Origin of the sequence: Agromyces sp. Soil535, assembly GCF_001428255.1 — a bacterium.
Taxonomy (GTDB): domain Bacteria; phylum Actinomycetota; class Actinomycetes; order Actinomycetales; family Microbacteriaceae; genus Agromyces.
Genome location: NZ_LMRW01000001.1, coordinates 153,733 through 176,257 on the forward strand (window position 1 = coordinate 153,733; position 22,525 = coordinate 176,257).

Genomic DNA, 22,525 nt, shown 5'->3' on the forward strand with positions numbered 1-22,525 from the left:
CATTCTGGATGTGATCCGAGGTCGGGTGCTGCGCCGTCTCGGCGCCGTGCCGGTCGGAAGCGAGCGGGGCGATCGGGGGAGATCGTGGTTCTCGGATCCGGGGCGTCTATGACGGTACGCCCGGCAGTGCACCCCCATTCAGAAGGATCCTTCGCTGTATCTGGACAATCCGCCGATCACGTCGGACAATCGAGCGTGCTCATCCCCGATGGCTTCCCCGGACAGCGGATGCTCGTCCTCCCGCGACCTCGAGTCCGCGAGTTCCTGCACCAGCCCGGAACGGCGCACCTGGTCGTCACCGACTGCGGCTACTTCCCGCAGGCGCATTCGCACGGACGTGTCCGGCCGATGCCCATCAGCCAGGTCGTGGTCCTCGTCTGCGTGGAGGGCGGCGGATGGTGCGAGACCCCGGCTGGACGTTTCGACGTCGCCGCCGGCCAGGTGGTGGTCCTGCCGCCCGGACGGCCGCACGCCTACGGGGCGCACGACGCCGAGCCGTGGACGCTCTGGTGGTTCCACGTGACCGGGTCCGACATCGAGTCGTTCCTCAGCGCCGCCAACATGACCGAGGAGAACCCGGTGCGACGCGTGCGCAACATGTACCACGTGGTGTCGCTGATGACCGAGGTGGTGCAGTGGATGGAGCGTGACTCCACCACGCCGAGCCTGCTCGCGGCTGCCGGTGCGGCCTGGCACGTGCTCACGCTGCTCGCCGCCGACCGCATGGGGCTCGACGACACGAGCGACCTCATCGACCAGGCCGCCGACTACCTCCGGACCCACATCACCGAGCACGTGACCGTCGGACAGCTGGCCGCCATGGCGTCACTCAGCACGTCGCATTTCAGCGCCCTGTTCAAGCGGCACCTCGGCTACCCCGTGCTGCAGTACCAGACGATGCTCCGGATGGCGAGTGCTCGCGAGATGCTCGACACGACCGGTCGAACCGTGGCCGCCATCGCCGCGGACGTCGGATATCCCGACTCCTTCTACTTCGCCCGCCAGTTCAAGAAGATCCACGGGGTGACACCCCGCGAGTACCGCAACCAGCACAAGGGGTGAATCAGGCGGCGATCGACGCCGTCGCATCGACCAGCAGGCGGCGCACGAGCGGGTCGGCCGGGTCGACGGCACTCAGGGCTTCCAGACGCCCGGCTGCCTCGGTCGCTCGGCCGTCGAGGAGCGCGAGCTCCGACCGCATCACGGCGATCAGCACCCGGTGGCCCTGCTCGAGGTCGTCGTCGAACGTCAGCATCGTGGGAAGGGACGTCGCGAAGTAGTCGATCGAGGGTCGCTCGGCCTCCTTCATCGAAACGTACGTGCGCAGTCCGTCGGCGAGCTCGGCCGCGGTGTGCTCGTCGCCCAGCCGCCGTGCGGCGAGCACGGAGAAGTAGGTCATCGGCGAATAGGGCACGGTCAGCATGGATGTGAAGTCGCCGGCGCTGCGAGCGGCACGCGTCCACGCAGCCCGGGCTTCGTCGTGTCGGCCCGCACTCGCGAGGGCATCCCCGTAGGCGAGCAGGACATCCGAGAAGTTGGCGAGCTCGTGCCGCGCCTCACCGAGGTTCGCGGGCGAGTCGAGGGCCGCTTCGAGCGCGGCGACCGCGTCATCCGGATGCCCCGCGGCGCTCGCGAGCGCTGCCCTCGACTGCTGCACGAGCTCCCACACGCGCAGCACCTCGCCCTCACCGCCCTCCCAGGGCGTGAACCGGCGCTCGGCCATGACGTGGTGCGCCGCCTCCGCGTCGCCGTTCAGCACGAGCAGCTCGGCGTAGGCGGTGGTCAGGTCGTCGCGGGACGCGACGACCTCCGCCACCGCCTCGAGGCGCTTCAGTCGTTCGTGCGCTGCACGACCCGTCCGCCGCGCCAGCTGGTCCGCCTCGTGCAGCAGCTTCGCATCGCGCGGTGCACAGTCGATGGCGCGTTCGTAGCATCGCAGAGCCCCCGCGCGGTCGCCGCGGACGTTGTAGGCGGCGAGGCCGAGCCCACGCCACACCACGGCGTCGCCGGGATCCAGTTCGGCGGCCCGTTCGAGGTGCACGACGGCGTCCTCGTAGCGACGATGGAAGTACAGCCAGTGCGCGAGGAGCGTGTGGGCGCGTGCGTCCGCGTCCGTATCGGTCGTGGCACGCTCGAGCATGAGTGCCTCGGAGAGCCCGCCGGCGAAGCATCCGTCGGCATCGGCCGACCGCGCCGCGGCGAGTGCCACGCGCGCCTCGCCGGTACGGCCCAGCCTGTCGAGGACCTCGGCGCGGAAGTAGTGGATCAGGGGGATCGGGTTGCCCGCTGCAGGCACCGGGCGGTCGGTCGCCGCGGCCAGTGCGGCGTCGAGCTGGCGGAGCTCGTCCTCGTCCGCTCCGACGCTGCGGTACTCCGCTGCGAGGTCCATCAAGGCGTGCGCCTCGGAGGTCACCGGATCTCCAGAGAGATCGCGGGTCCAGAGGTCGAGCGGGTCGAGGGCGCCCGCGCGGTCGAGCAGGTCGTCCGCCTCATCCGGACGGTTCAGGCGCCGCAGCGCCATCGCCGAGATCGCAATGGCCTGCAGCTGCTCGGAGTCGAGGCGGAGCACCTGTCGGGCATGTTCGAGCGCGGCAGACCATTCTTCCGCGGAGGCATCGAGACGAGCGAGTTCGAGGCCGGCGGGCACCCGCCAGGCGGCGTTCCACAGGCTCTTGGAGAGGGCGTCGTAGGCGTCGCCCCGCCGACCCTGCGCCACCAGCACGAGACCGAGCAGGTAGTGGGCCTCGCCCGACACCGGATTCGGGTTCCGCCTCGTCTCCCGGGCGATGGCGGCGCGGAGATGGCGTTCGGCCTCCTCGAGGCGTCCGTCGCGCATCCGGAGTTGTCCGAGGGCCGTGTTGCCGCGCGAGTCGAGCGGATCGCGTCGGAGCAGCTCCTGCCAGTAGGGCTCGGGGGATCGCGTCGCGTGCCGGTACTGGGCGAGGTGCACTCCGGCCAGGTAGAGCTCGTCCGCGGAGGCGATCTCCTCCGGCTCCGGGAGGGCCGTCGCGGTCTCTACATCGGTGACGGCTGGTTCGCGGATCGCGGTCGAGCAGCGCACCAACTCGATGTCCCCGTCGGTGGCGATCAGCACGAAGGGCCCGGTCCCGGACTCCACCTCGACCGTGGCCCGGACCGGCGCGCCGGGCGCGATCGTACCCGCGTACAGCCAGATGGTGCCGTCCGCCTCGTCATGCAGCCGGACTCGCACGTCGGAGTGGGCTCGCGTCGTCACGACGCCGAGCTCGACCATGGCTCGTCCGTCCCGGTCTTCCGTCCGTAGGCTCGCCGCGGCATCCGTCGTCGCCTGCGTGACCGGCCCGATCCCGTGGTATGGGAACCAGTACTGGCTGAACGACTTGGTCTCGCCGGGAGCGAGATACGAGAAGTCGGGCTGGTTGTCGGTGTAGACGCCGGCCATGAGCTCGACATAGGGTCCGTCTCCGTCGCTGAGGTTCGCATCCCACGCCCAGCCGAATGGCGCGTTGCCCCAGGTCCATTGCTTCTTGCCCGGCGCGATGCGGTGGTCGGCGACGTGCACGAAGCCGAGACCGATGCCGTGGTCGTAGCCGCCGAAGAAGTCGTCCTCGCTGCCGACGCACATGTATGAGGTGGGCACGGGGATGTTGCGGTACCAGTCGAGGCGGTCGGCGTCAGGTCCGCGGAACTGCGGGCTCGCAGCATCCGCCCGCGCGGGGTAGTCGATGCCGTAGTACGGACGATCGGCGGCCGGGAACGCGGTGATCGCGCGCTTGGCGTGATCGGCTACGACGGTCACGTCCTCGGGGAAGAACGATTGGTAGTCATCGTTCACATGCACGGCGACGTTGGCCCACCAGAGGAATGTCTGGGTCAGGGAAGTGCGATTGAAGAGGCGCACCCGTGCCTCGACGACCGCGCTGCCCGGTCGGAGCCGGATCCCGTGCATCCCCTTCATGCGCTCGAAGGGATCATGGTCAGAGCACCAGACGGTGACCGAGTCGTCCGCCTCGCGCTCGATGGTCCAATCGACGGGGAGGTAGGTCGCAGGCCGGTGGTGCTGCGGCCAGTTGAACTCCACGCCACCGGCGAGCCAAGGGCCTGCGAGGCCGACGAGGGCGGGCTTGATCACGTTGTTCCGATAGAAGAAGTCGCGGCCGCTCGGCTTGTCGTAGGCCACGTGGATGCGGCCGCCGAGCTCCGGCATGATCATGAGTCGCACGTACTCGTTCTCCAGGTGCACGGCCTTCCACTCCCGGACCGTCGGCTCGTGCGCGACCGATTCGATGAACGGGAGCGGGTAGACGCGGCCGGACGATCCCTGGTACACGCGGTGCTCGAGGAAGGCCGGCATCGCGCCCGGATCGCCCGCCTCGTATGTGCGCAGTCGAACGGGTTCGCTCCACGCCGCCACCGGCAGGCCGGCCTGATCGGCAGGGGTGTCGGGAAGGCGGAGCAGGGCAGCGTCGTCGATCATGCAGTGGATCGTATTGACGGGTGGGCGACCGCCGGAAGACGCATTCCTCTGCATCATCTGGACGATCCGACGATCGACGCCAGGAACGATGACATCGACCGACTCGGCGAGCACGATCGGGATCGCCATTCCTCGACGCGACGGTCCGCCACTCGAGGCGACCGCACAGGCCACGGGAGAACTCAGGTGTGTCGAGTACGCGCCTTCCGGCCAACCCATATGGGTTTCCAGCTTCATTAGGACAGTAATCGTCCACAATGGTCGGTACCGTCGACCCATGATCACGAACACCACAGCAATCCGACCGTTCCGCATCCAGATCCCGCAGACCGACCTGGACGACCTGAACCGTCGACTGGACCACACCCGCTGGCCCGACGAACTGCCTGGCGTGGGCTGGACCTATGGCGTCCCCGTCAGCTACATGATGGGGCTGGCCGAGTACTGGCGGACCTCCTACGATTGGCGCACGTTCGAGTCGAAGCTCAACGAATTCCCGCAGTTCACGACCACGATCGACGGGCAGAACGTGCACTTCCTGCACGTCCGCTCACCCGAGCCGGACGCGTTGCCGCTGATCATCACCCACGGGTGGCCTGGGTCGATCGTGGAGTTCATGAACATCATCGGGCCTCTCACCGACCCCGTTGCCCATGGAGGCGAGCCGGCAGACGCGTTCCACGTCATCGCCCCGTCCATGCCCGGGTTCGGATTCTCCGGGCCGACGCGGGAGACCGGGTGGGACATGTCACGGATCGCCCGTGCCTGGGCGGAGCTGATGCGCCGACTCGGCTACGAGCGGTACGGCGCCCAGGGCGGCGACACCGGCGCGGTGATCTCTCCGATGCTGGGCGGCATCGATTCCGAGCACGTTGTGGGCGTCCACGTCAACGGAAGTCTCGGCTTCCCCACAGGAGATCCGGCAGAGTTGGCCGGTCTGAACGAGGCGGAGCTGGCGCGGCTCGCCGGCATGCAACGGCAGATGCAGGATGGCGCGGGGTACGCGATCATCCAGTCGACCCGCCCGCAGACGCTCGGATTCGGGCTCGCCGACTCACCTGTGGGGCAGCTCGCCTGGATCGTCGAGAAGTTCAAGGAATGGACCGATCCGGTGTTCGAGCTTCCCGAGGAGGCGGTCGATCGCGACCAGCTGCTCACCAACGTCAGCGTGTACTGGCTCACCGGCACGGCCGCCTCGTCTGCGCGGCTCTACAAGGAGGGCCAGGCCAGCTGGGGGCAACAGGCGCAACGATCCGACGTGCCCTCCGGAGTCGCGGTGTTCCCCGGCGACGTCGGGATCCGCCGCATCGCCGAGCGCGACCACAACGTCGTCCACTGGTCCGAGTTCGAACGCGGCGGCCACTTCCCCGCCATGGAGGTCCCCGACCTCCTGGTCGGCGATGTACGCACGTTCTTCCGCGGCCTCCGGTGACCACGGCAAGCTGTGCGCCAGGCGCGTCCCGGCGCAGACTACGCAGCCAGCCGTCTCGCGTTTGCGCCGGCTCATTGCTGCAGGTACGCGAGCATCTCCTCGACCGCTTGCACGATCGCCTGCGGGTTGTTGTGGAAGACGTCGTGACCTGAGGGGACCGTCGTCGCCACGGGACGGGAACTGCCCTCGAGCCAGAGCGCCTGGTCCGCGGCATCCGACTGCCCCTGGTCGGCGGTGACGACCGTGACCGGGATGGGGGGGATCGGCAGGCGAGCGACGGCCATCTGGTGCTCCAAACCGACGTAGTCCACCCGGTCGGGGTTCCCGGTCCAGTCCATCCCCTCGGCCGGCATGTCGGCCTGCGGCGACGGCACGTCATCCATCACGATGCCGACGACCTCGGCGGGGTAGCGCCCGGCCTGGTGGTAGACGTCGAATCCGCCCCCTGAGGAGCCGACGAAGAGATACGGAGGTTCGACCTCGGCGGCAGCGAGCAGGGCATGCAGGTCATCGACGAGGTCGTCGATCGTGCGAGCCCGGTCCGGTGCCGGAGGATCGCTGCGCCCAATCCCCGCGCGATCGTAGCTGCAGAATCGCGTCGTACCCGCGATCTCGAGGGTCGACGGCACGCTGAGTACGGTGTCGATGCCCGGCGTTCCGGTGCCCGCGTCGTAGAGGACGGTGGGACTGCCCTCACCCCAGCAGCGGATCGCGAGTTCGCGCCCATCGCCGACATCGAACGCACCGTCCAGGGTCACGGCCGGTCCGTTGTCGGGTGACGAGGTCACCGTGGCCTCGGGTGACGAGTCGGATGCCCCAGGTGCACTGCACCCTGACGTCACCATCAGCCCGGCGACGGCGACCGTCATCCAGGCACGTCCGCCCATGATCGGATGCTACTCGCCGAGGCACTCACGCACCACCACGCGTCGTCGGGGCGCACGCAGATCGCCAAGAGTGAGGATATGCACATACATGGAATGTCGGATGCCGCAGTGCGTTGCCCCACACGGGACGGCGGCGCCCCGACACCCGTCCGCTCGCCGGAAAGCAGCACCCCCAAATCCGGATGCCGAGTCTGGCGCACCCCCCGGTCACACGCTCGGAGACGAAGGGTCTTCCCCCCAATTCCTGCACCCGCGCCGTCTTCGGGGCGTTCAGCGGAGGTCGAGCTCGGCCAGCCGATCCGGGTTGCCCTCCACGGTCAGGCGCAGACCGGAGCGGGCCGTCGTTCGTCCGCCCGTCGAGGGCGCAACGACGATGCCGCCCGCGTCTCCGTGGGGGCGCGGGCGGCATCGTCGCGCGGTCGTGCGGTCCGCGAGCAGCGCTCGGCGTCAGCTGATCTTGCGACGGTAGATGGCGATCGCGAAGGCGTAGGCGACGACGAGGATGCCGACGAGCCAGGCGAGGGCGACCCAGATGTCACTGCCGACCGGTTCACCGGCGAACAGGGCTCGCATGCTGTTCACGATGGAGGTCACGGGTTGGTTCTCAGCGAACCAGGCGACCGGGGCGGGCATCGAGTCGGTGGGCACGAACGCCGAGCTGATGAACGGCAGAAAGATCAGCGGGTAGCTGAACGCGCTCGCGCCGTCCACGGTCTTCGCCGAGAGCCCGGCGATCACGGCGAGCCAGGTCAGGGCGAGGGTGAACAGGATCAGGATGCCGGCGACTGCGAGCCATGCGCCAACGGATGCCCCGGTGCGGAACCCCATGATCAGCGCGACGCCGATGACGATCGCGACCGAGACCAGGTTCGCGACCAGGGAGGTGAGCACGTGCGCCCAGAGCACGCTCGACCTTGCGATCGGCATGGACTGGAAGCGTTCGAAGATGCCGCCCTGCAGATCGAGGAACAGCCGGTACGCGGTGTACGCGACACCGGACGCGATCGTGATCAGCAGGATGCCGGGGAGCATGTAGTTGATGTACGACTCGTCGGATCCGGTGTTGATCGCACCGCCGAGCACGTACACGAACAGGAGCATCAGCGCGATCGGCGTGACCGCCGTGGTGATGATCGTGTCGGGGCTGCGGAGGATGTGGCGCAGCGAGCGGCTGGTGAGGACGCCGGTGTCGCCGAGGACGTGGGTGGTCATCGGGGTTCCTTTCCTGCCGGGACCGCGCCGTCGATGCGGTCGCCGTCGGTCGTTTCGGTCTCGCCGGTGTCACCGACGAGCGTGAGGAAGACGTCCTCGAGAGACGGCTGCTTCTCGACGTACTCGACCTTGGCGGCCGGGAGGAGTCGCTTGAGTTCGGCGAGGGTGCCGTTCTGGATGATCGTGCCCTTGTGCAGGATCGCGATCCGGTCGGCGAGCTGCTCGGCCTCGTCGAGGTGCTGCGTCGTGAGCAGCACCGTCGTCCCGTTGTTCGCGAGTTCCTTGACGGTCTGCCACACCTCGATCCGCGCCTGCGGGTCGAGTCCGGTCGTCGGCTCGTCGAGGAAGATGATCGGCGGGCTGCCGATCAGGCTCATCGCGATGTCGAGTCGGCGGCGCATGCCGCCCGAGTACGTCGAGGCCTTGCGGCCCCCGGCTTCGGTGAGCGAGAAGCGGGCGAGCAGCTCGTCGGCGATCGCACCCGGGTTCTTCAGGTGACGCAGCTTGGCGATCAGCACGAGGTTCTCGCGACCGCTGAGGACTTCATCGACCGCGGCGAACTGGCCGGTCAGGCTGATCGACTCGCGCACCTCGCCGGGCTGTGCGGCGACGTCGATGCCGTGAACGGTGGCGGTGCCCGCGTCGGCCTTCAGCAGCGTCGACAGGATCCGCACGAGCGTGGTCTTGCCCGCACCGTTCGAGCCGAGCAGCGCGAAGATGCTCCCCGCCTTCACGTCGAAGTCGACGCCCCGCAGCACGTGCAGGTCTTTGAACGATTTCTCGATGCCCTGAACGCGAATGGCTGCTTCCGTAGTCATCAGTGCTCCTTCCTCTCTGCGTCGTCGATCGCCTTCGTGAGGCGAGCGCGCTCCTTGTCGATCCACTGGGTGCCGCCGTAGGCCTGCGTGAACGTCTCGGCGAACTCGACGGGGTCGTCGCCGACGATCGCGCTCACGGGCGTTCCATCGACGGCGGCGCGCTCCCAGAGGTCGGCGAAGTCGCCGAACATCTGGACGAGGGTGTCACCGTCGGTGATGCCCCCGTAGTACATGAAGTACCGGTCGAATGCCTTCGCGGCCGCGCGGTACGGCTCGGGAAGCGCCTCGATGCGGGCCTTGTACTGCCGGTACTGCTTCTTCTGCTCGAGCGAGCCGGTGAGGGTCTCGATCCACTTCGCGACCATGATCAGTTCTCTCCTTCTTGGAGCTGTTCGATACGTTCTGCGAGGAAGCTCCACGTCCTCCAGAACTCGTCGAGTTCATTTCGTCCCTGCGCGTTGAGCGAGTACACCTTGCGCGGCGGCCCCTTCTCGGACGGCACCTTCTCGACATCGACGAGACCCCGCTGCTCGATCCTGACCAGCAGGGCGTAGACGGTGCCTTCGGCGATGTCGGAGAAGCCCTGGTCGCGCAGGCGGGCGGTGATCTCATAGCCGTACGCAGGGCGCACGGCCAGGATCGCGAGGACGATGCCCTCGAGCGTGCCCTTGAGCATCTCGGTCATCTGCTTGCCCATGGAGCCCCTCCCTTCAACTACTCGGTGTTGCTGACTACCGGTACATAGTAAGCATAAGTACCGGTAGATAGCAACACTGAATAGTGATGGCGCAAGGAGGATTCGGGCGAGACTCCGATCGTGAGCGGGTCCGGAGCGAACTGCCCGTCGAGCCGAGCAGATTCGGTGTGCGGATACGGACTCTTGGACTGGCCTTGGTCTCGTTGCCGCCGGCGATCATCTACGCCGGCTCTTGCCGGACTTTGGGAACTATCGGCGGCATGTGCGGACGGTCCGACATCTCCGTCAACGGCTCACGGTGAGGGCCACCAGGACAAGCGTGACAACACCGAGTGCCGCCGCGCCGACGAACCACCACCAGAAGAACCCCGAGAAGACCGAGGCGATGACGATCCCTATGCCGAGGCCGGCAAGCAGGCCCAGTCCAAATACGGCCCGCGGGGGCAGCGCGAGATGCGGTAGTCGCCGTATTACGAGTACCTCCAACCAGGTGGCAGCCAATGCCAGCAGGGAGGCACCGACAGCGTCGATGGCTGAGAGTCCGTGACCGTCGCTGATCGGCACGAGAACGCGACCCTCGCCAGCGGCGGGAACGGCGAGGACACCGACGCCGACAACGATGAGGACTACGCAGATCGTCACTTGGACACGGTACGGACCGGTGGAACCCTGGGGCATGGCTCAGTTTCGCAGACCCGCCCATCAGTCGCTAGACGCTATGTGGTGTTGAGGCCGGGGCCTCCTCTCGCATAGACCGTGGGTTGCGGGCGGGATTCTCCTAGCCGTAGAGCCACATATGTGAAGGAGGCCCCGGTGTTTACTGAGCGTACGAGTGTCGGGCTGGATGTGCACGCCCGCAGCGTGGTCGCAGCTGGGATCGAAGGGGTGACCGGGGGGGTGTTCCAGCGTCGGCTGGGTGCCGGCCCTGACGAGGTGATCGGCTGGGTGCAAGGGCTGCCGGGGCCGCAAGCGGCCACGCATGAGGCGAGCGCAACGGGGTTCGGGCTGGCCCGGGCGCTGAACGCGGCCGGGGTACGCACTGTGGTCGCGGCGCCATCGAAGCTGCAACGCCCGGTCGGGGATCGGGTGAAGACCGACGCTCGGGACGCGTTGCACCTGGCCCGGCTGCTGCGGCTGGACGAGATAACCCAGGTGACGGTTCCGACCGTGCAGACGGAAGCTGCGCGTGATCTGGTGCGTGCTCGGGAGGATGCCCGCGGGGATCTGATGAGCGCGCGGCATCGTGTCAGCAAGCTGCTGCTGCGGCAGGGCATCGTGTATTCGGGTGGGAAGGCGTGGACGGTCGCTCACCGGGCGTGGTTGCGGCAGCAACGGTTTGAGCTGACCGGCCTGCAGGCCGCGTTCAACGCCGCCTACGACGCGATGATCGCGGTGATCGACCGTCGCGACCGACTCGATCAGGCGATCACGGGAATGGCCGCAGACAGCGAGTTCACCCCGGTCGTGGACCGGCTCGGCTGCCTGCGCGGGATCTCGACGCTGACCGGGTTCGCCCTCGCGGTCGAGATCGGCGACTGGACCCGCCTGGACGGGCGGCGGATTGGCTCCTACCTCGGGCTCACCCCAGCCGAGCACTCCTCGGGCGCAACCAGGTCTCAAGGCGGGATCACCAAGACCGGGAACACGCACGCCCGGCGGCTGCTGATCGAGGCCGCATGGCACCACCGACCCGCCTACCATGCTTCATCGCCGATCCTGCGGGCCCGGTGGGACAGGGTCGACGCCGAAGCCCGGGACCGCGGGCACGCCGGGAACGTGCGGCTGCACCAGCGGTGGCAGTAGTTCCGTGCCCGCGGGAAGCGCAGCGTGGTCGCGAACGCGGCCATCGCACGCGAGCTCGCCGGCTGGTGCTGGTCCCTGGCCGTGATGCCATAACCCGCGCTGAGCTTCCGGCCGCGCCGCGGTGGTGACGGCAGCGTCCGAGGGTGACTCGCGATACGCCCTATGAGCAGCCCGCCCTCCGGACCACGCTAGGTGACGTCCAACGCGAGGCCCGCTGCAAGGCGATCCCCACCCGTATTCATGGTCGAGGACGCGCATGCTGAACGCCCGCGCATAGGCGACTCCAGGAAGGCGCCCGCTTCGTTCGTCGTCAGTTGGTACGCGTGCTGATGAGGGTTTGGATGCCGTCGAGGATGCGGTCGGTTCCGAAATGAAGAGCGTCGTCGCGGACGCCGCTCACAGATGCGCTCGCGTAGGCTGCCGCCACGTAGGGGAAACGCGTGGCGTGCTCCTCGATGATTCCGGACATGAGGACGGCGGTCACGTGTTCGGGTTCGACAATCGTCTGCTGTTGAACGATGCTGCGCGCGTGTCCGCTGAGCAAGGCGAGAACATCCAGCTGCTCCGCTCCAGTCAGCGGCGTCCCGGTGAGCGCGGCGAGTCCCCGCTCGGTCCAGGCGAGCTCGTTCGGTCCGATCACCCGCGCACCGACCGCGAGCTCGAGAGTCCAAGGGGCCTCGGAGAACCGACGATGAATCTCGATCGTCCATGCGCTGAGGGCCGTCCGCCAGTCCGGTTGCGCGGCTGTGGCTGGTGCCGGTGGGGCGCCGAGGCGCTTGTCGAGCATCAGTGCGGTCAATTCCGACTTGCCCGGCACATAGCGGTAGAGCGACATCTTGGTCGCGCCGAGCTCGTCGGCGACGCGTTGCATGGAGGCGGCGGCGAGGCCTTCGGTGTCGGCGATGCCAATGGCTGCCGCGACGATACGCTCGAGGGTCATCCTCGGCTTGGGTCCGCGCTTCGGGATGCTCTGGCTGGGCCACAGAAGCGTCCGATCAATGGCCATCGAAGGCTCCTTTCGACGCTGCGCTTGAAATTGTGTCTACCATACGCTAATCTGTGTCCATCGGACGCAATTATGATTGGAAGGCTGTTCATGTCGTCGAAGAAGGTACTGATCTCGGGTGCGAGCATCGCTGGGCCGGCCGCCGCGCTGTGGCTCAGCAGGCTCGGATACGACGTCACTGTCGTCGAGCAGGCTCCGTTCCTGCGGCCCGGCGGGCAGGCGGTCGACTTTAAGGGGCGCACGCATCGGTTGGTGCTCGAGCGGATGGGGATCTGGGACGACGTGATCGCCGCGCAGACACCGAAGACGGATCTACGCATCGTCGATGACACCGACCGAGTTCGAGCGGTGATGCCGGGCGAGTTCATCGGTGGCGACGTGGAGATTCTGCGCGGTGATCTGGCGGGCATCTTGCATGAGCACACGGTCGCGGAATGCGAGTACGTCTTCGGAGATCGGATTACCGAGCTGTCCGACACCGGTCGTGGCGTCGAGGTGTCGTTCGCGCATCGCGGGTCGGAGACCTTCGATCTCGTGCTCGGGGCGGACGGTGTTCACTCGGCCGTGCGCCGCCTGGCTTTCGGACCGGAGCCAGAGTTCGTGAAGCCGCTGGGCTACTACTACGCCGTGGCGGGCGCGACCGTGCCGAGCGACCTGGAGATGGTGCTGCCGAGCGGGCGGCAGATCGGGTACGCCTACAACGAGCCGGGACGGCTGGCCATCCTCGGTGGTTCGAAGGCTCCGCAGCTGTTCGTGTTCGCCGCTGACCGTGACGACTACGACCGTCACGACGTCGGCTCGCAGAAGCGCTTCCTCGAGCGCCACTACAAGGACGCGGGCTGGCGCGTCCCCGAACTCCTCTCCGCTGCGCTAGCGAGCGACGAGTTCTACCTCGACGCCCTGGCACGGACCAGGATGACAGCGTTCACGTCCGGGCGCGTCGCTCTCGTCGGCGACGCCGGCCATGCGAACACTCTGGGTGGGTTCGGCACCGGCCTCGCCCTCGTCGGGGCGTACATCCTCGCCGGCGAGGTCGCTGCCGCCGCCGGCGACCACCGTGGCGCCTTCGCCGGCTACGACCGGCGCATGCTGAAGCCGACGAAGATCGCCCGCTCCGGCAATGCCGGACCATTCCTCGCCCCACCGTCGCGAGCCCGCATCCGGATGCGGGACTTGAACTTCTCCAACCGCCTCGCCTACGCGGTGATGATGAAGATGACCGACATGTTCGCCACCGACGACAGCGTTCCCGACTACCCGCTACCGAGCGGCTCCCGGTCGTCGCGATACTGACCATTGTGACCGATGATGTGGTGATCCGACGCGCCCGCGGGGGCCGCCGCGATCGCGACCGCCTGATGGAACGCCGTTCGGCCGCCTGGCCGCCGAGCAGGCCATCGCAGAGCGTGACGCAGCCCACCACCGGTCGTCGACTCTCGGCCTGCTCTAGCCGAGGCCTCCGCGCAGCCCTCGCGAACGGCGGACGAGCGGATGCCCAGTGCAGACGACGGATGCCCCGCCCTAACGAATCGGGCGGGGCATCCGCCTGCGAGTGACTATGGCGTGTCTTCCAAACCCTCATTGGTGGGGACGCGTGCACTCTGAAAGACTCCGGGTATGCCCAGTGCCGTCAAGCTCATCCGTTCCTCGACTCTTTCCAATGTTGCCGAGTACGCGTACGCTGCAACGGCACCGAGTAACGCGCGCCTGGTCTTTCTCGCTGGGGCATGCCCGCTCAATGACGATGGAACTACAGCAGCGATCGGCGACTACGCAGGCCAAGCCGCAGCATGTATCGACACCATGACGCGAGCATTGGCCGATTCTGCAGCAACGCTGGAGGACGTGATCAGCACTCGGGTGCTTGTCGCGTCGTCGAATCGGGCTGATCTCGTGGCTGCGTGGGAAGTCGTGCGTGATGCCTTCGGATCCCACGACGTTCCAAGCACCCTCCTGGGTGTCACGGTCCTTGGGTATGAGCACCAACTCGTCGAGGTCGAGGCGATCGCGGCGATTGTCGACTGGCGTCGCTCGCCTGCCAACGTTTAGGAGACACGCCTTAGATGTCGCGAGAAGGTGCCGGTCGTGGCTGATTCGGGTCACCTCCTTAGAGATCGGTGCGGCGACGGCGGGCCGTTCGAGGCGGAGCTTCGCCCTCACCCAGGACAGGCGAGTGCGCGCTACCGAGGGCGTGACACCCAATGCCGATCGGTCATCGTCCGCTTACGCGCGCTCAACCAAGCCCGCCCCGTTCCGTCGCCCCGACCTGCTCGACGAACGCGCGGATGGCCGCAGCCTAGCTGTCGGCTGCTGCACCAGTTGGCTCGTCGCGAAGCAGCCGGAATGCGGCCACGACGTACCAGGCCAGGATCTCGATGAAGAACACCCGCTCGGTCAGGCCCCCGAAGCCCAGCGTCCAGGTGGAGAACATCACCACGATCAGCGCGAGGGTCAGCAGGCTCGCCACCACCGAGTACGTTCCGAGACCACGGAAGGACTCGAGGCGGCGCAGACGAAGGCCGGTGATCAGGAACCCTGCGATGGCTCCGAGTCCGACCAACGGCATTCCCACCACCCAGTGGAGGGTCATGGTGGCGGGGGCTTCCGTGAAGATGCCGGCCCACGCGTACCCAAGCCCTGGGAGGGCCAGCAGCACCGTGCAGATCCAACGCCATGGATCACCCAGCCTTGGGCCGAGTACTCGGGTGAGGCCGACGCAGAACGCGACGATGAACGCACCGAGCAGGACCAGAGGCACGTTGAGCAGCCAGAGGTTGGGACCCACTCCGAGGTCGCTGATCGCCTGCTCGATCGGCGAGTAGTCCGGCCGGAGCAGGCCCGCGATGGTGAAGGCCAGCACGAAGATCACCGGCCCGGCGACGCCGCCCCACAGGAGCAGTCGATCCGTCAACGAACTCCGGTCCACGGTGGTCGCGTTCTTGAGTGTTTCGGTCATGTCGGTCATCCCCTGCACTCGTTAACTTTAGTGACCATAAGATTATGGTTACCACAACTATTAAGCAACCCAGTATTCTCGAGGGATGACCGAGCCCGGCCTCCGAGAGCAGAAGAAGCAGCAGACGCGGCAGCTGATCGCCAACACCGCCGCCCGCCTGTTCGCGGAGCGCGGGTTCGAAGACGTCAGCGTGGCCGAAATCGCCCGCACCGCTCACGTCTCGGAGGTGACCGTCTTCAACTACTTCCCCACGAAGGGAGATCTCGTCTTCGGGCGGATGGAGTTCGTCGAGGAGCGACTCGTGACCGCGGTCGAACGGCGAGCCTCACAGGAGTCCATTGCGACTGCGTTCGGCCGGGTGTTGCTCGCGGACATCGATCAGCTCGATGCTCGAGCGGAGGTGATCGTCCGGGCTGCGACGGTGATCCGCGCCAGCCCGACGCTGCAGGCCCGCGAGCGGGAGATCACGGAGCAGTACACGACGCGACTCGCCGGCGTCCTCGCGGCCGAGGCCGGCCTCGATCACGACGACGTCGAGGCACGGGTGGTCGCGAGCGCACTGATGGCGGTCCACCGGGGGCTGCTCGAACATGTTCGCGATGCGGTCCTGGCTGGGCGGCGTGGTCCACTGCTCGCCAGCGATGCCGCCGAGCAGGCCGGACGCGCGCTCGGCCGCCTTGAGTCGGGGTTGGCCCGCTACCCCGCGCGGGAGGCGAGGTAACAGGCCAGAGCCATGGATATCGAAGGATGGTCGTCGAAGGTATCCTCGCAATATTGAGTGCTGACGCGCGAAGGGCGAACTAAGCGTTGGCAACCGCGCGGACCCCCGGCATGTCCGCAAATCGACCGGCTTGCGGGCGGTGCGCGTCGGTCCTATGACAAAGCTCAAGTACAACCGCAACGCCTATCCCGAGCGCGTCAGATGTGGCGGTTACCGTGGGGTCCCTGCGGGACGCCCGAAAGTGCGTCGCTGGCGTCCGCATCGGGAGACTCGGCGCGTTGCCTAGCAGACGTATCGGGAACCGGCCTTCAGCTCGCCCGGCGGTAGCGGATGTGGGTGGCCAGCGGCGAATGCAGCACCTCGACGGGCTCTAACCCGAAAGATTCGACGCCGTCGAAGATCCGCTCGCCGGACCCGAGCAGGACTGGGGCGATGTCGAGCGTGAGCTCGTCGACGACCCCGGCGACGAGCGCCTGCCGAACGGTGGAGGCGCCGCCCGCGATGTCTACGCCGTCATCGCCGGCCGTCTCACGCGCCCGCGCGTAGGCGGCGTCGAAGCCATCGGTGACGAAGTAGAAGGTCGTCCCGCCCTCCATCTCGATCGGATCGCGGGCGTGATGGGTGAGCACGAACACCGGTGCGTGATAAGGCGGCTCGGGCCCCCACCACCCGCGCCAGTCCTCCTCCCACTCGCCGCGGATCGGCCCGAACATGTTGCGGCCCATCAGGTAGGCGCCGCGCGGGCGCATCAGCCAGCCGGCCGCGATCTCGTCGGCCTCGTTGGCGCGCTCGTCGCCGATGTGCCAGCCGTGGAGCTCGATTCCGCGCTTGCCGAGCGGGTGCTCGCGACTCTGGTCCGGCCCGGCAACGAAACCGTCGAGCGAGATCGACATGTGGCAGGTGGTGTCCGGCATCCACAACCCTTTCGAAGGTGATTGCGATTGGCAAGCAGTGGCCAGCAATCTACCCGAGGGCGATCGCAAACTGAAAGCACTCAACGTGGCATGGCGACACGCGTCGCCAGCGAGCCGCGCTCAGGCTGCCCCATCGACGCGGCGGTGGAGGTGATCGGCTACCGCTGGTCGCTGCTCGTTCTGCGCGACGTCATGTTCGGCAGCCGGCGGCACTTCCGCGTCCTCGAGGACCCAGCTGCGAGGATGTCGGCGCGCACTTCTGTGGTCCCACTTGCGGTGGAGTAGCGTCCAGGGATCGACTCCCTCATGGGGCATAGAGAATCAGAGATGGAAATGACAGACCACAACGACCGCTCAGTAGACCGCTACATCGCGTCGCTTGATGATGAGCAGACTGTCAAGGACAGCGAGACGTTGATCGAAATGATGCAGCGGATAAGTGGGCACGAGCCAACGCTGTGGAATGCCGGCACTATCGGGTTTGGCACCTACCACTACCAGTACGACAGCGGACGCGAAGGTGACGGTCACACGATCGGCTTCTATCCAAGAAGAGGCAAGCTGACCATCTACCTGATGGATGGCACGGCACGCCACTCGGAACTTCTGGCGAAATTGGGCAAGCACTCCACCACGGGATACTGCGTCTACATCCGGCGGCTCAGCGATGTCGAACTGCCAGTGCTCGAGCGGATCGTCCAAGAGTCATATGAGTTCGTCGAGTCGAAGTCCCAAGACGGGCCGATACGTCAGATCTTGTGGAAAGCCGAAGAGTAGCCAACGAAACGGACGGCCCCGCCTGGAGGGCCAGTTTCGGGGAATAGAGCGCCTCCGCCCCAAGGACTGCGCACCGCCATCTGGGATGCGGCCGAGCTTCTTCACATCCATGTGCAGGACCTCGCCTGGATGGTCGACGTTCGTATCGCACCGCGGTGGTCTTCAACGGGCGGATCAGTCGACCACTGATCGGACCCAGCCGCGCTAGATACGGCAGCCCGTGACGTGCCAACACCTGGGACACGGTCCGCGGAGCGATCGGTGAGGGACACCTCCCGCTCTGCCACGACCACATCCAACGCGGCCCGAAAGGTATGACACCCACCCTCGGCGCCCGTCCGGCGACAGTGCCCGAAGCGATCGCCGGCCTGTTCTGGTGCCACGCCGAGCGACCATCACATCAGCGCACCACGAACACCGCCGCCGACTGGCTGTTCCCCGGAACCCGCGCGGGCGGGCACCTCCACCCGGCGACACTCTCGACCCGCTTGAGAGTTCTCGGCATCGACGCCCAGCGATCCGCAATGCAACTCTCTGCGACCTGGTCCACCATGTCGACGCCCGCGCCCTCATCGATCTTCTTGGTTGCAGCCCGGCCGTCATCACAAAGTACGCCGCACAGATAGGCACGCGAATGGCTGACTACGTCGACCTTAAGCGGTGGTCGCAGTAGAACTGAAGAAATGGGTAACGCGGGATCCCAGCAGTACCGATCCCCGCTCTTGTAATCGGGCCCCGACCCGGGATCTTTTACAGAGAGGGTCGGCGTCCAATAGCATCAAGCGCGAGTACAGCAAGGGTCCGAGGGAGCAATCGTGAGAGCACTCGTCGCCGTCATCCGGATTGCCATGGGCCTGTTCGTGCTCATCGCAGTCGTCGCCACGTTCATCGACACTGCCTCGCGCGCAACGATCAATCCCTTCAACTTCTTCGGATACTTCACGTTGCAGACCAACATCATCGCCGCCGTGATCTTCGTCATCGTCGGCGTCCTAGCCCTCATTGGCCGCGAGATCTCGTACTGGCTCCATGTCGTCCGAGGCATGTGGGTCGCCTACATGGCGCTGGTCGGCGTTATCTACAACACCCTGCTGGTCGGCACACCCGGTGGGGGTGGGGTCGCCCTCGAATGGGCGAACCACGTCCTGCACATCGTGTTCCCGATCTACGCCTTGCTCGACTGGCTGCTCTTCGCCGACCGCCCAGCCCTGAAGTGGAAGCACCTGTGGCTGGTCATCGTCGACCCGGTGGTCTGGACAGGTGTGGTGCTCATCCGCGGGGCCACCGATGGTTGGGTGCCCTATCCGTTCCTCGAGCCGTCGAACGGGTACGGCACGATCGCCCTAACCGTCCTGGGAATGACGGTCACTGTCCTGGTGCTCGGTGCCCTCATGTGGGCGATCAGTCGCCTCCGGATAGTCAAACTAACCGCGGCACCCGCAGCACCCGCGGCACCCGCGGCAACCTAGCGCCTTCGGTGTTGACCGCGCGCAGAGGCGATGGAACGCCTCGGGTTCGTCGATGAGTCCTTCCGCGACGGGTCCGTCACCCGGTCCCTCATGCGACAGGGACGCCAGGGCGAGCGGACCCCTCGGCGGTTAGTCGTTCCTGCCCGTGCGAACCCGGCGTCAGCCGCGGGCCGGCGGGACCGTCTTGCGCATCACGGTCTTGCTCTTGCCGATGTGACGCTCGAACGTGAATCCCGCCTTCTCGAACATGGCCCTCGTGCCGTTGTGGAGGAACGAGGACGACGTCCTCTTGCCGGGGGCGAGCTCATTGGGGAACGAGACCACCTCGCCCCCGCCGGCCTGCGCGATCAGCTCGAGCGCGCCATCCAGCGCCTCCCGTGCCACTCCCGACCGTCGGTGGTCGCGGTCGACGAAGAAGCATGTGATGCGCCACGGTGCCGGCTTGGTCTCGCCCGCGTCGTACTGCTTGCGGTGGTAGATGTTCTGCAGTTCGACCGGACTGCCGTACTCGCACCACGCGATCGCGGCGTCGCCGTCGAAGACGAGCGCGGCGTGCGCGATGCCCTCCGCCACGAGTCGCTGCTTGAACGTCGGCCGGTCGTATTCGTCCTTGACGGTGTGCTCCGTGTCGTTATGGAAATACGAGCAGTAGCACCCGCCCCAGACCCCATTGTGCTTCTGCGCGAGCGCCAGCCACGCCGGGAAGGTCTCGGGAGTGAGCGGCTTGATCACGTGCGAAGTCGTCACCACCACCTCACCCGCCCCACGTGTCGGCCCACGCGGCCCGCCAATCCGAGACTCCCGATTGCTCGTGGAAGCTGGCTGGCGTGTATTCGGTCGGAACGTCCTCATCGGCCATGGCAGACTCCTCGCGTCAGTGCTGCCAGTCTGCCGACTGACTCCGACTCTCGACAAGGTCGGCACGGCCACCTGTGGAGCTCGTAGACAAGGTGCGAAAGGTCGTCCCACCCGCTCAGGCGGGGAGCCGACCAACTATCTGCCGACGACCCCGGCTACTGTTCCAACGAGTTCCCTCGCTCGCCGCCCGCAAGCCGGTCCCTGACCGCGAGACCTAGACGCGATGAGGGGCTCTACGGGCACGAGAATCCCGCCCGCAACCTACGGTCTATGCGACGAGAGGCCCCGGCCTCAATACTCCTCATAGCGTCCAGCTGCTCCCGTACCGGCGCTGGCACGCCTCGAGCAACGGCGGCACGAGGGGTCCGTTGGGCCGCATGAACGACACCTGTGCGATGACCTTCGCCTTCGGGCCTACGCCATCGACGACATACACTCCGGGGAAGTCGGCCATCTTCTGGAAGCTCAGCGGGACGTCCCAGGAATGGAATTGCTTCTTGCGAGTGATCCCGGCCCGAGTCAGTGTCAAACCGGCGATCTCGACGGACTGATCGGCGTCGAGCGCGGAAAGCAGATCGTTGCAGATTCGCGTGCCCGAGTAGTGGAGGAGGATGTCAACCGCCTTGGAGTAGGCACCCCTGATGCGTTCGCCCCATCCGCTGAACGTGATCGTGGTGTGCTCCTTCCCCTCCCAAAGATCGATGCGGTACCCGTGGTTGTAGACCACAACCGCGACGACCGTCGTGACCCAGTAGGCCATGGCCGTGATCTGCGAGTACGGCACCGAATGGCGACCCCACGAGATGCCTCGGTCGTCCGCGACAAGTCGCTTCGCACCCACTCCGATCGGCAGCCGTTCGTCCAGGAGGACGTGTCGAGTCGCATCCGCGGCGGCCGTCCACGTCGGCGAGTGGTACGCACCACCTGTGGTGGCCGTGCCGCCATCGACGGACGCGATTCCGCCGTCGCTGACATGCTCCGTCCATCGGGTGCCGTCCCAATAACGGACCTCGTGTCTTCCCCACGGGTCCGGGTGCCAGCCCGCCGGCGCCGTACCAGCCATGTCCCGACCTCAGCTACCCTTTCAGAGCGTCCGCCCCGCGGTCGAGGCGAGCGGATCGAACCCATCTGCCTGTCAAGCACTCGACGGCGCTGAAAACCCCCGAACGATGCGGTCGATCGCTTCGAGCTCCCCCGAAGTGCTCTGAAACCAGCAAAGCAACTCTGCAACCAGCAAAGCAACCTGTCCTGGCTCGGTCAAGAGGGCGCTGCACGCGTCACCCGCGGCGATGCCGCCTTCGTCGACGCCGGGACCAGCGCGACACTCCTCGTCGGCGTGCATCGTGCGCTCGCGTGGGAAGAGAGCTGTTGCGCCGGTCACCGCATGGAGCCGTCGGGAACGACGCCGAGGCGGGCCGCTGAATAGGAACCGCGCCGGGGAAGGTGCCACCCGTGTAGACGTCAGAGTGGGGCCCCGGAGTGACGGAATGAAGTTCGTTTCGTCATTCCGTCACTCCCGCCCCGCTCCCGGCGCACAGCGCCCACCTTCGGCGACCCGCCCGGCGTCCGAGCGATCGCGCGCAGGCCTGCTGTGCGCCTCGGAATTCCTGTGCGCCCCGCAGGGAAATCAGGAGCCCCTGCCAGGCCTCCGCCCCCCCGCGATCCGGCAAGAATCCTCAGGGGCGCACAGCGCCGCGCGCAGCGGCTATGACAGCGCACGACTGTGGTTCGAAGAGGGCGGGGACACCTGGCGTGAACCGACGGAGACGCTTGCGGCTGCCGGATGTGTCGTCGACATCTACTCCGAAAAGCTCGTCGGCATCTCGTGGCCGGCTTCCACCGATGTCCTGAAATCGCTCGAGCGCATGGAGGCAGAAGGCCTCCTGGCCAATTCCCACATCCGCGGCTTGAGCCGCGAACCCTCCTCCGACGGCCTCGCCGAAACCCATTGCGACCCCCTGCCGAGCCCGGTTCCGGCGCCGGTGATCGCCGCGGACTTGCCCGTGAGGTCGGTGAGGCTGGGCAATGCTTGGGTCATTCTTCGCCCTGCGGCACCATCGCCACGATGAGGTCCCGACGGTGCGGCCAACGTCGAAGGGCGTCAGCGAGGTCGAGCGGTTCGAAGTCCGAGATCGCGAAGCCCGGTGCCATGGTGTTCCCGTAGACGCCGAAGTCTCCACCGGGCCGGAGTCTCGCGCCCATGATCGTTCCGGCAGGGACGACGGTCTGCACTCGTTCTCCGGCGAGGACATCCTGGCCGAGGATCACGAGTTCGTCCCTGCCGTCCGGGTAGAGCAGAAGCAGCTCGATGGGATCGCCGAGATAGAAATGCCAGATCTCGTCGGTCGGGAGGGCGTGCATTTCCGAGCACGCATCGACGTCGAGCAATGCGACGGTGGCCGTGCACAACGGTTTGCCGTCCGGGCCTTGTTTGGGGTCGATGTATGTCTGCAGGAAATCGACCGTCTCGGTCGGCATCCGGGTGAGGTTCCAGAGGCGTCGAAGGTCATCGGGCGTGG

The 22,525-nt window shown here is 66.9% G+C and carries 23 protein-coding genes and 1 pseudogene; 9 read left to right on the forward strand and 15 right to left on the reverse strand.

Going from position 1 to position 22,525, the window contains the following annotated elements; translation table 11 throughout:
* Positions 1–195: 195 nt before the first annotated feature.
* Positions 196–1,062: an AraC family transcriptional regulator gene (locus tag ASG80_RS00720; RefSeq protein ID WP_162256576.1), complete on the forward strand. Its 867-nt coding sequence runs from the start codon at positions 196–198 to the stop codon at positions 1,060–1,062.
* A 1-nt stretch (position 1,063) separates the two neighbouring features.
* Here the strand turns inward: ASG80_RS00720 and ASG80_RS00725 are convergent, their stop codons facing one another.
* The gene (locus tag ASG80_RS00725) at positions 1,064–4,456 is read right to left on the reverse strand and encodes a DUF5107 domain-containing protein (protein WP_056728412.1); all 3,393 of its coding nucleotides are present in this window, start codon (positions 4,454–4,456) and stop codon (positions 1,064–1,066) included.
* A 277-nt stretch (positions 4,457–4,733) separates the two neighbouring features.
* Here ASG80_RS00725 and ASG80_RS00730 point away from each other — a divergent pair, with 277 nt between their 5' ends.
* Positions 4,734–5,888 carry an epoxide hydrolase family protein gene (locus ASG80_RS00730; protein ID WP_200952452.1) on the forward strand — a complete coding sequence of 385 codons (1,155 nt, stop codon included), beginning with the start codon at positions 4,734–4,736 and terminating at the stop codon, positions 5,886–5,888.
* 71 nt (positions 5,889–5,959) lie between these two features.
* Here ASG80_RS00730 and ASG80_RS00735 read toward each other — a convergent pair whose 3' ends face one another.
* The 6 genes from ASG80_RS00735 to ASG80_RS00760 form a co-directional block, all read right to left on the reverse strand.
* Entirely contained in the window at positions 5,960–6,775 is an 816-nt protein-coding gene (locus ASG80_RS00735; RefSeq protein ID WP_056727490.1) for an alpha/beta fold hydrolase, read from the reverse strand.
* A 447-nt stretch (positions 6,776–7,222) separates the two neighbouring features.
* Complete coding sequence (locus ASG80_RS00740) at positions 7,223–7,987, reverse strand: ABC transporter permease (RefSeq protein WP_056727492.1); 765 nt, start codon at positions 7,985–7,987, stop codon at positions 7,223–7,225.
* Positions 7,984–8,805, reverse strand: coding sequence for an ABC transporter ATP-binding protein (locus tag ASG80_RS00745; RefSeq protein ID WP_056727495.1), 822 nt, complete (start codon positions 8,803–8,805; stop codon positions 7,984–7,986). The genes ASG80_RS00740 and ASG80_RS00745 overlap by 4 nt, the downstream gene beginning before the upstream one ends.
* Positions 8,805–9,170 (reverse strand): DUF1048 domain-containing protein, encoded by a 366-nt coding sequence (locus ASG80_RS00750; RefSeq protein ID WP_056727497.1) that lies wholly within the window; start codon positions 9,168–9,170, stop codon positions 8,805–8,807. Before ASG80_RS00750 ends, ASG80_RS00745 begins: the two co-directional genes overlap by 1 nt.
* Positions 9,171–9,172: 2 nt before the next feature.
* Complete coding sequence (locus ASG80_RS00755; protein WP_056727500.1) at positions 9,173–9,502, reverse strand: PadR family transcriptional regulator; 330 nt, start codon at positions 9,500–9,502, stop codon at positions 9,173–9,175.
* 285 nt (positions 9,503–9,787) lie between these two features.
* The gene (locus tag ASG80_RS00760) at positions 9,788–10,144 is read right to left on the reverse strand and encodes a hypothetical protein (RefSeq protein WP_156401587.1); all 357 of its coding nucleotides are present in this window, start codon (positions 10,142–10,144) and stop codon (positions 9,788–9,790) included.
* Between the two features lie 171 nt (positions 10,145–10,315).
* Between ASG80_RS00760 and ASG80_RS00765 the strand changes: the two genes are divergently transcribed.
* Positions 10,316–11,305, forward strand: a complete 990-nt coding sequence (locus tag ASG80_RS00765) for an IS110 family transposase (RefSeq protein ID WP_235507893.1) — start codon at positions 10,316–10,318, stop codon at positions 11,303–11,305.
* Positions 11,306–11,615: 310 nt separating this feature from the next.
* On the opposite strand, the gene ASG80_RS00770 is transcribed toward ASG80_RS00765, so the two are convergent.
* Positions 11,616–12,311, reverse strand: coding sequence for a TetR/AcrR family transcriptional regulator (locus ASG80_RS00770; protein ID WP_056727503.1), 696 nt, complete (start codon positions 12,309–12,311; stop codon positions 11,616–11,618).
* Positions 12,312–12,401: 90 nt separating this feature from the next.
* Between ASG80_RS00770 and ASG80_RS00775 the strand changes: the two genes are divergently transcribed.
* Entirely contained in the window at positions 12,402–13,604 is a 1,203-nt protein-coding gene (locus ASG80_RS00775; protein ID WP_056727506.1) for an FAD-dependent monooxygenase, read from the forward strand.
* Between the two features lie 324 nt (positions 13,605–13,928).
* Positions 13,929–14,360, forward strand: coding sequence for a RidA family protein (locus ASG80_RS00780; RefSeq protein WP_056727509.1), 432 nt, complete (start codon positions 13,929–13,931; stop codon positions 14,358–14,360).
* A 247-nt stretch (positions 14,361–14,607) separates the two neighbouring features.
* On the opposite strand, the gene ASG80_RS00785 is transcribed toward ASG80_RS00780, so the two are convergent.
* Entirely contained in the window at positions 14,608–15,267 is a 660-nt protein-coding gene (locus tag ASG80_RS00785) for a DUF998 domain-containing protein (protein WP_162256577.1), read from the reverse strand.
* Between the two features lie 85 nt (positions 15,268–15,352).
* On the opposite strand from ASG80_RS00785, the gene ASG80_RS00790 reads away from it, so the two are divergent.
* The gene (locus tag ASG80_RS00790; protein WP_056727514.1) at positions 15,353–15,988 is read left to right on the forward strand and encodes a TetR/AcrR family transcriptional regulator; all 636 of its coding nucleotides are present in this window, start codon (positions 15,353–15,355) and stop codon (positions 15,986–15,988) included.
* A gap of 308 nt (positions 15,989–16,296) precedes the next feature.
* Here the strand turns inward: ASG80_RS00790 and ASG80_RS00795 are convergent, their stop codons facing one another.
* Positions 16,297–16,902, reverse strand: coding sequence for a dihydrofolate reductase family protein (locus ASG80_RS00795; protein WP_056727517.1), 606 nt, complete (start codon positions 16,900–16,902; stop codon positions 16,297–16,299).
* Between the two features lie 90 nt (positions 16,903–16,992).
* Here ASG80_RS00795 and ASG80_RS00800 point away from each other — a divergent pair, with 90 nt between their 5' ends.
* Complete coding sequence (locus tag ASG80_RS00800) at positions 16,993–17,187, forward strand: helix-turn-helix domain-containing protein (protein ID WP_056727519.1); 195 nt, start codon at positions 16,993–16,995, stop codon at positions 17,185–17,187.
* A 42-nt stretch (positions 17,188–17,229) separates the two neighbouring features.
* Positions 17,230–17,679 (forward strand): DUF1801 domain-containing protein, encoded by a 450-nt coding sequence (locus tag ASG80_RS00805; RefSeq protein WP_162256578.1) that lies wholly within the window; start codon positions 17,230–17,232, stop codon positions 17,677–17,679.
* 72 nt (positions 17,680–17,751) lie between these two features.
* On the opposite strand, the pseudogene ASG80_RS24310 reads toward ASG80_RS00805, so the two are convergent.
* Positions 17,752–17,938, reverse strand: a pseudogene (locus ASG80_RS24310) (IS481 family transposase); the annotation flags it as partial.
* A gap of 556 nt (positions 17,939–18,494) precedes the next feature.
* On the opposite strand from ASG80_RS24310, the gene ASG80_RS00810 reads away from it, so the two are divergent.
* On the forward strand, positions 18,495–19,148 hold the full coding sequence (locus tag ASG80_RS00810) for a Pr6Pr family membrane protein (RefSeq protein ID WP_156401588.1): 654 nt from the start codon (positions 18,495–18,497) through the stop codon (positions 19,146–19,148).
* 159 nt (positions 19,149–19,307) lie between these two features.
* On the opposite strand, the gene ASG80_RS00815 is transcribed toward ASG80_RS00810, so the two are convergent.
* From ASG80_RS00815 to ASG80_RS00830, 4 genes are all read right to left on the reverse strand, one after another.
* Positions 19,308–19,901 (reverse strand): GNAT family N-acetyltransferase, encoded by a 594-nt coding sequence (locus tag ASG80_RS00815; RefSeq protein ID WP_056727526.1) that lies wholly within the window; start codon positions 19,899–19,901, stop codon positions 19,308–19,310.
* A gap of 406 nt (positions 19,902–20,307) precedes the next feature.
* Positions 20,308–21,069: a DUF2510 domain-containing protein gene (locus tag ASG80_RS00820; RefSeq protein WP_056727528.1), complete on the reverse strand. Its 762-nt coding sequence runs from the start codon at positions 21,067–21,069 to the stop codon at positions 20,308–20,310.
* Positions 21,070–21,141: 72 nt separating this feature from the next.
* Positions 21,142–21,387, reverse strand: a complete 246-nt coding sequence (locus tag ASG80_RS23285) for a hypothetical protein (RefSeq protein ID WP_156401589.1) — start codon at positions 21,385–21,387, stop codon at positions 21,142–21,144.
* 653 nt (positions 21,388–22,040) lie between these two features.
* Positions 22,041–22,484: a cupin domain-containing protein gene (locus ASG80_RS00830; RefSeq protein WP_200952453.1), complete on the reverse strand. Its 444-nt coding sequence runs from the start codon at positions 22,482–22,484 to the stop codon at positions 22,041–22,043.
* Between the last annotated feature and the right edge of the window lie 41 nt (positions 22,485–22,525).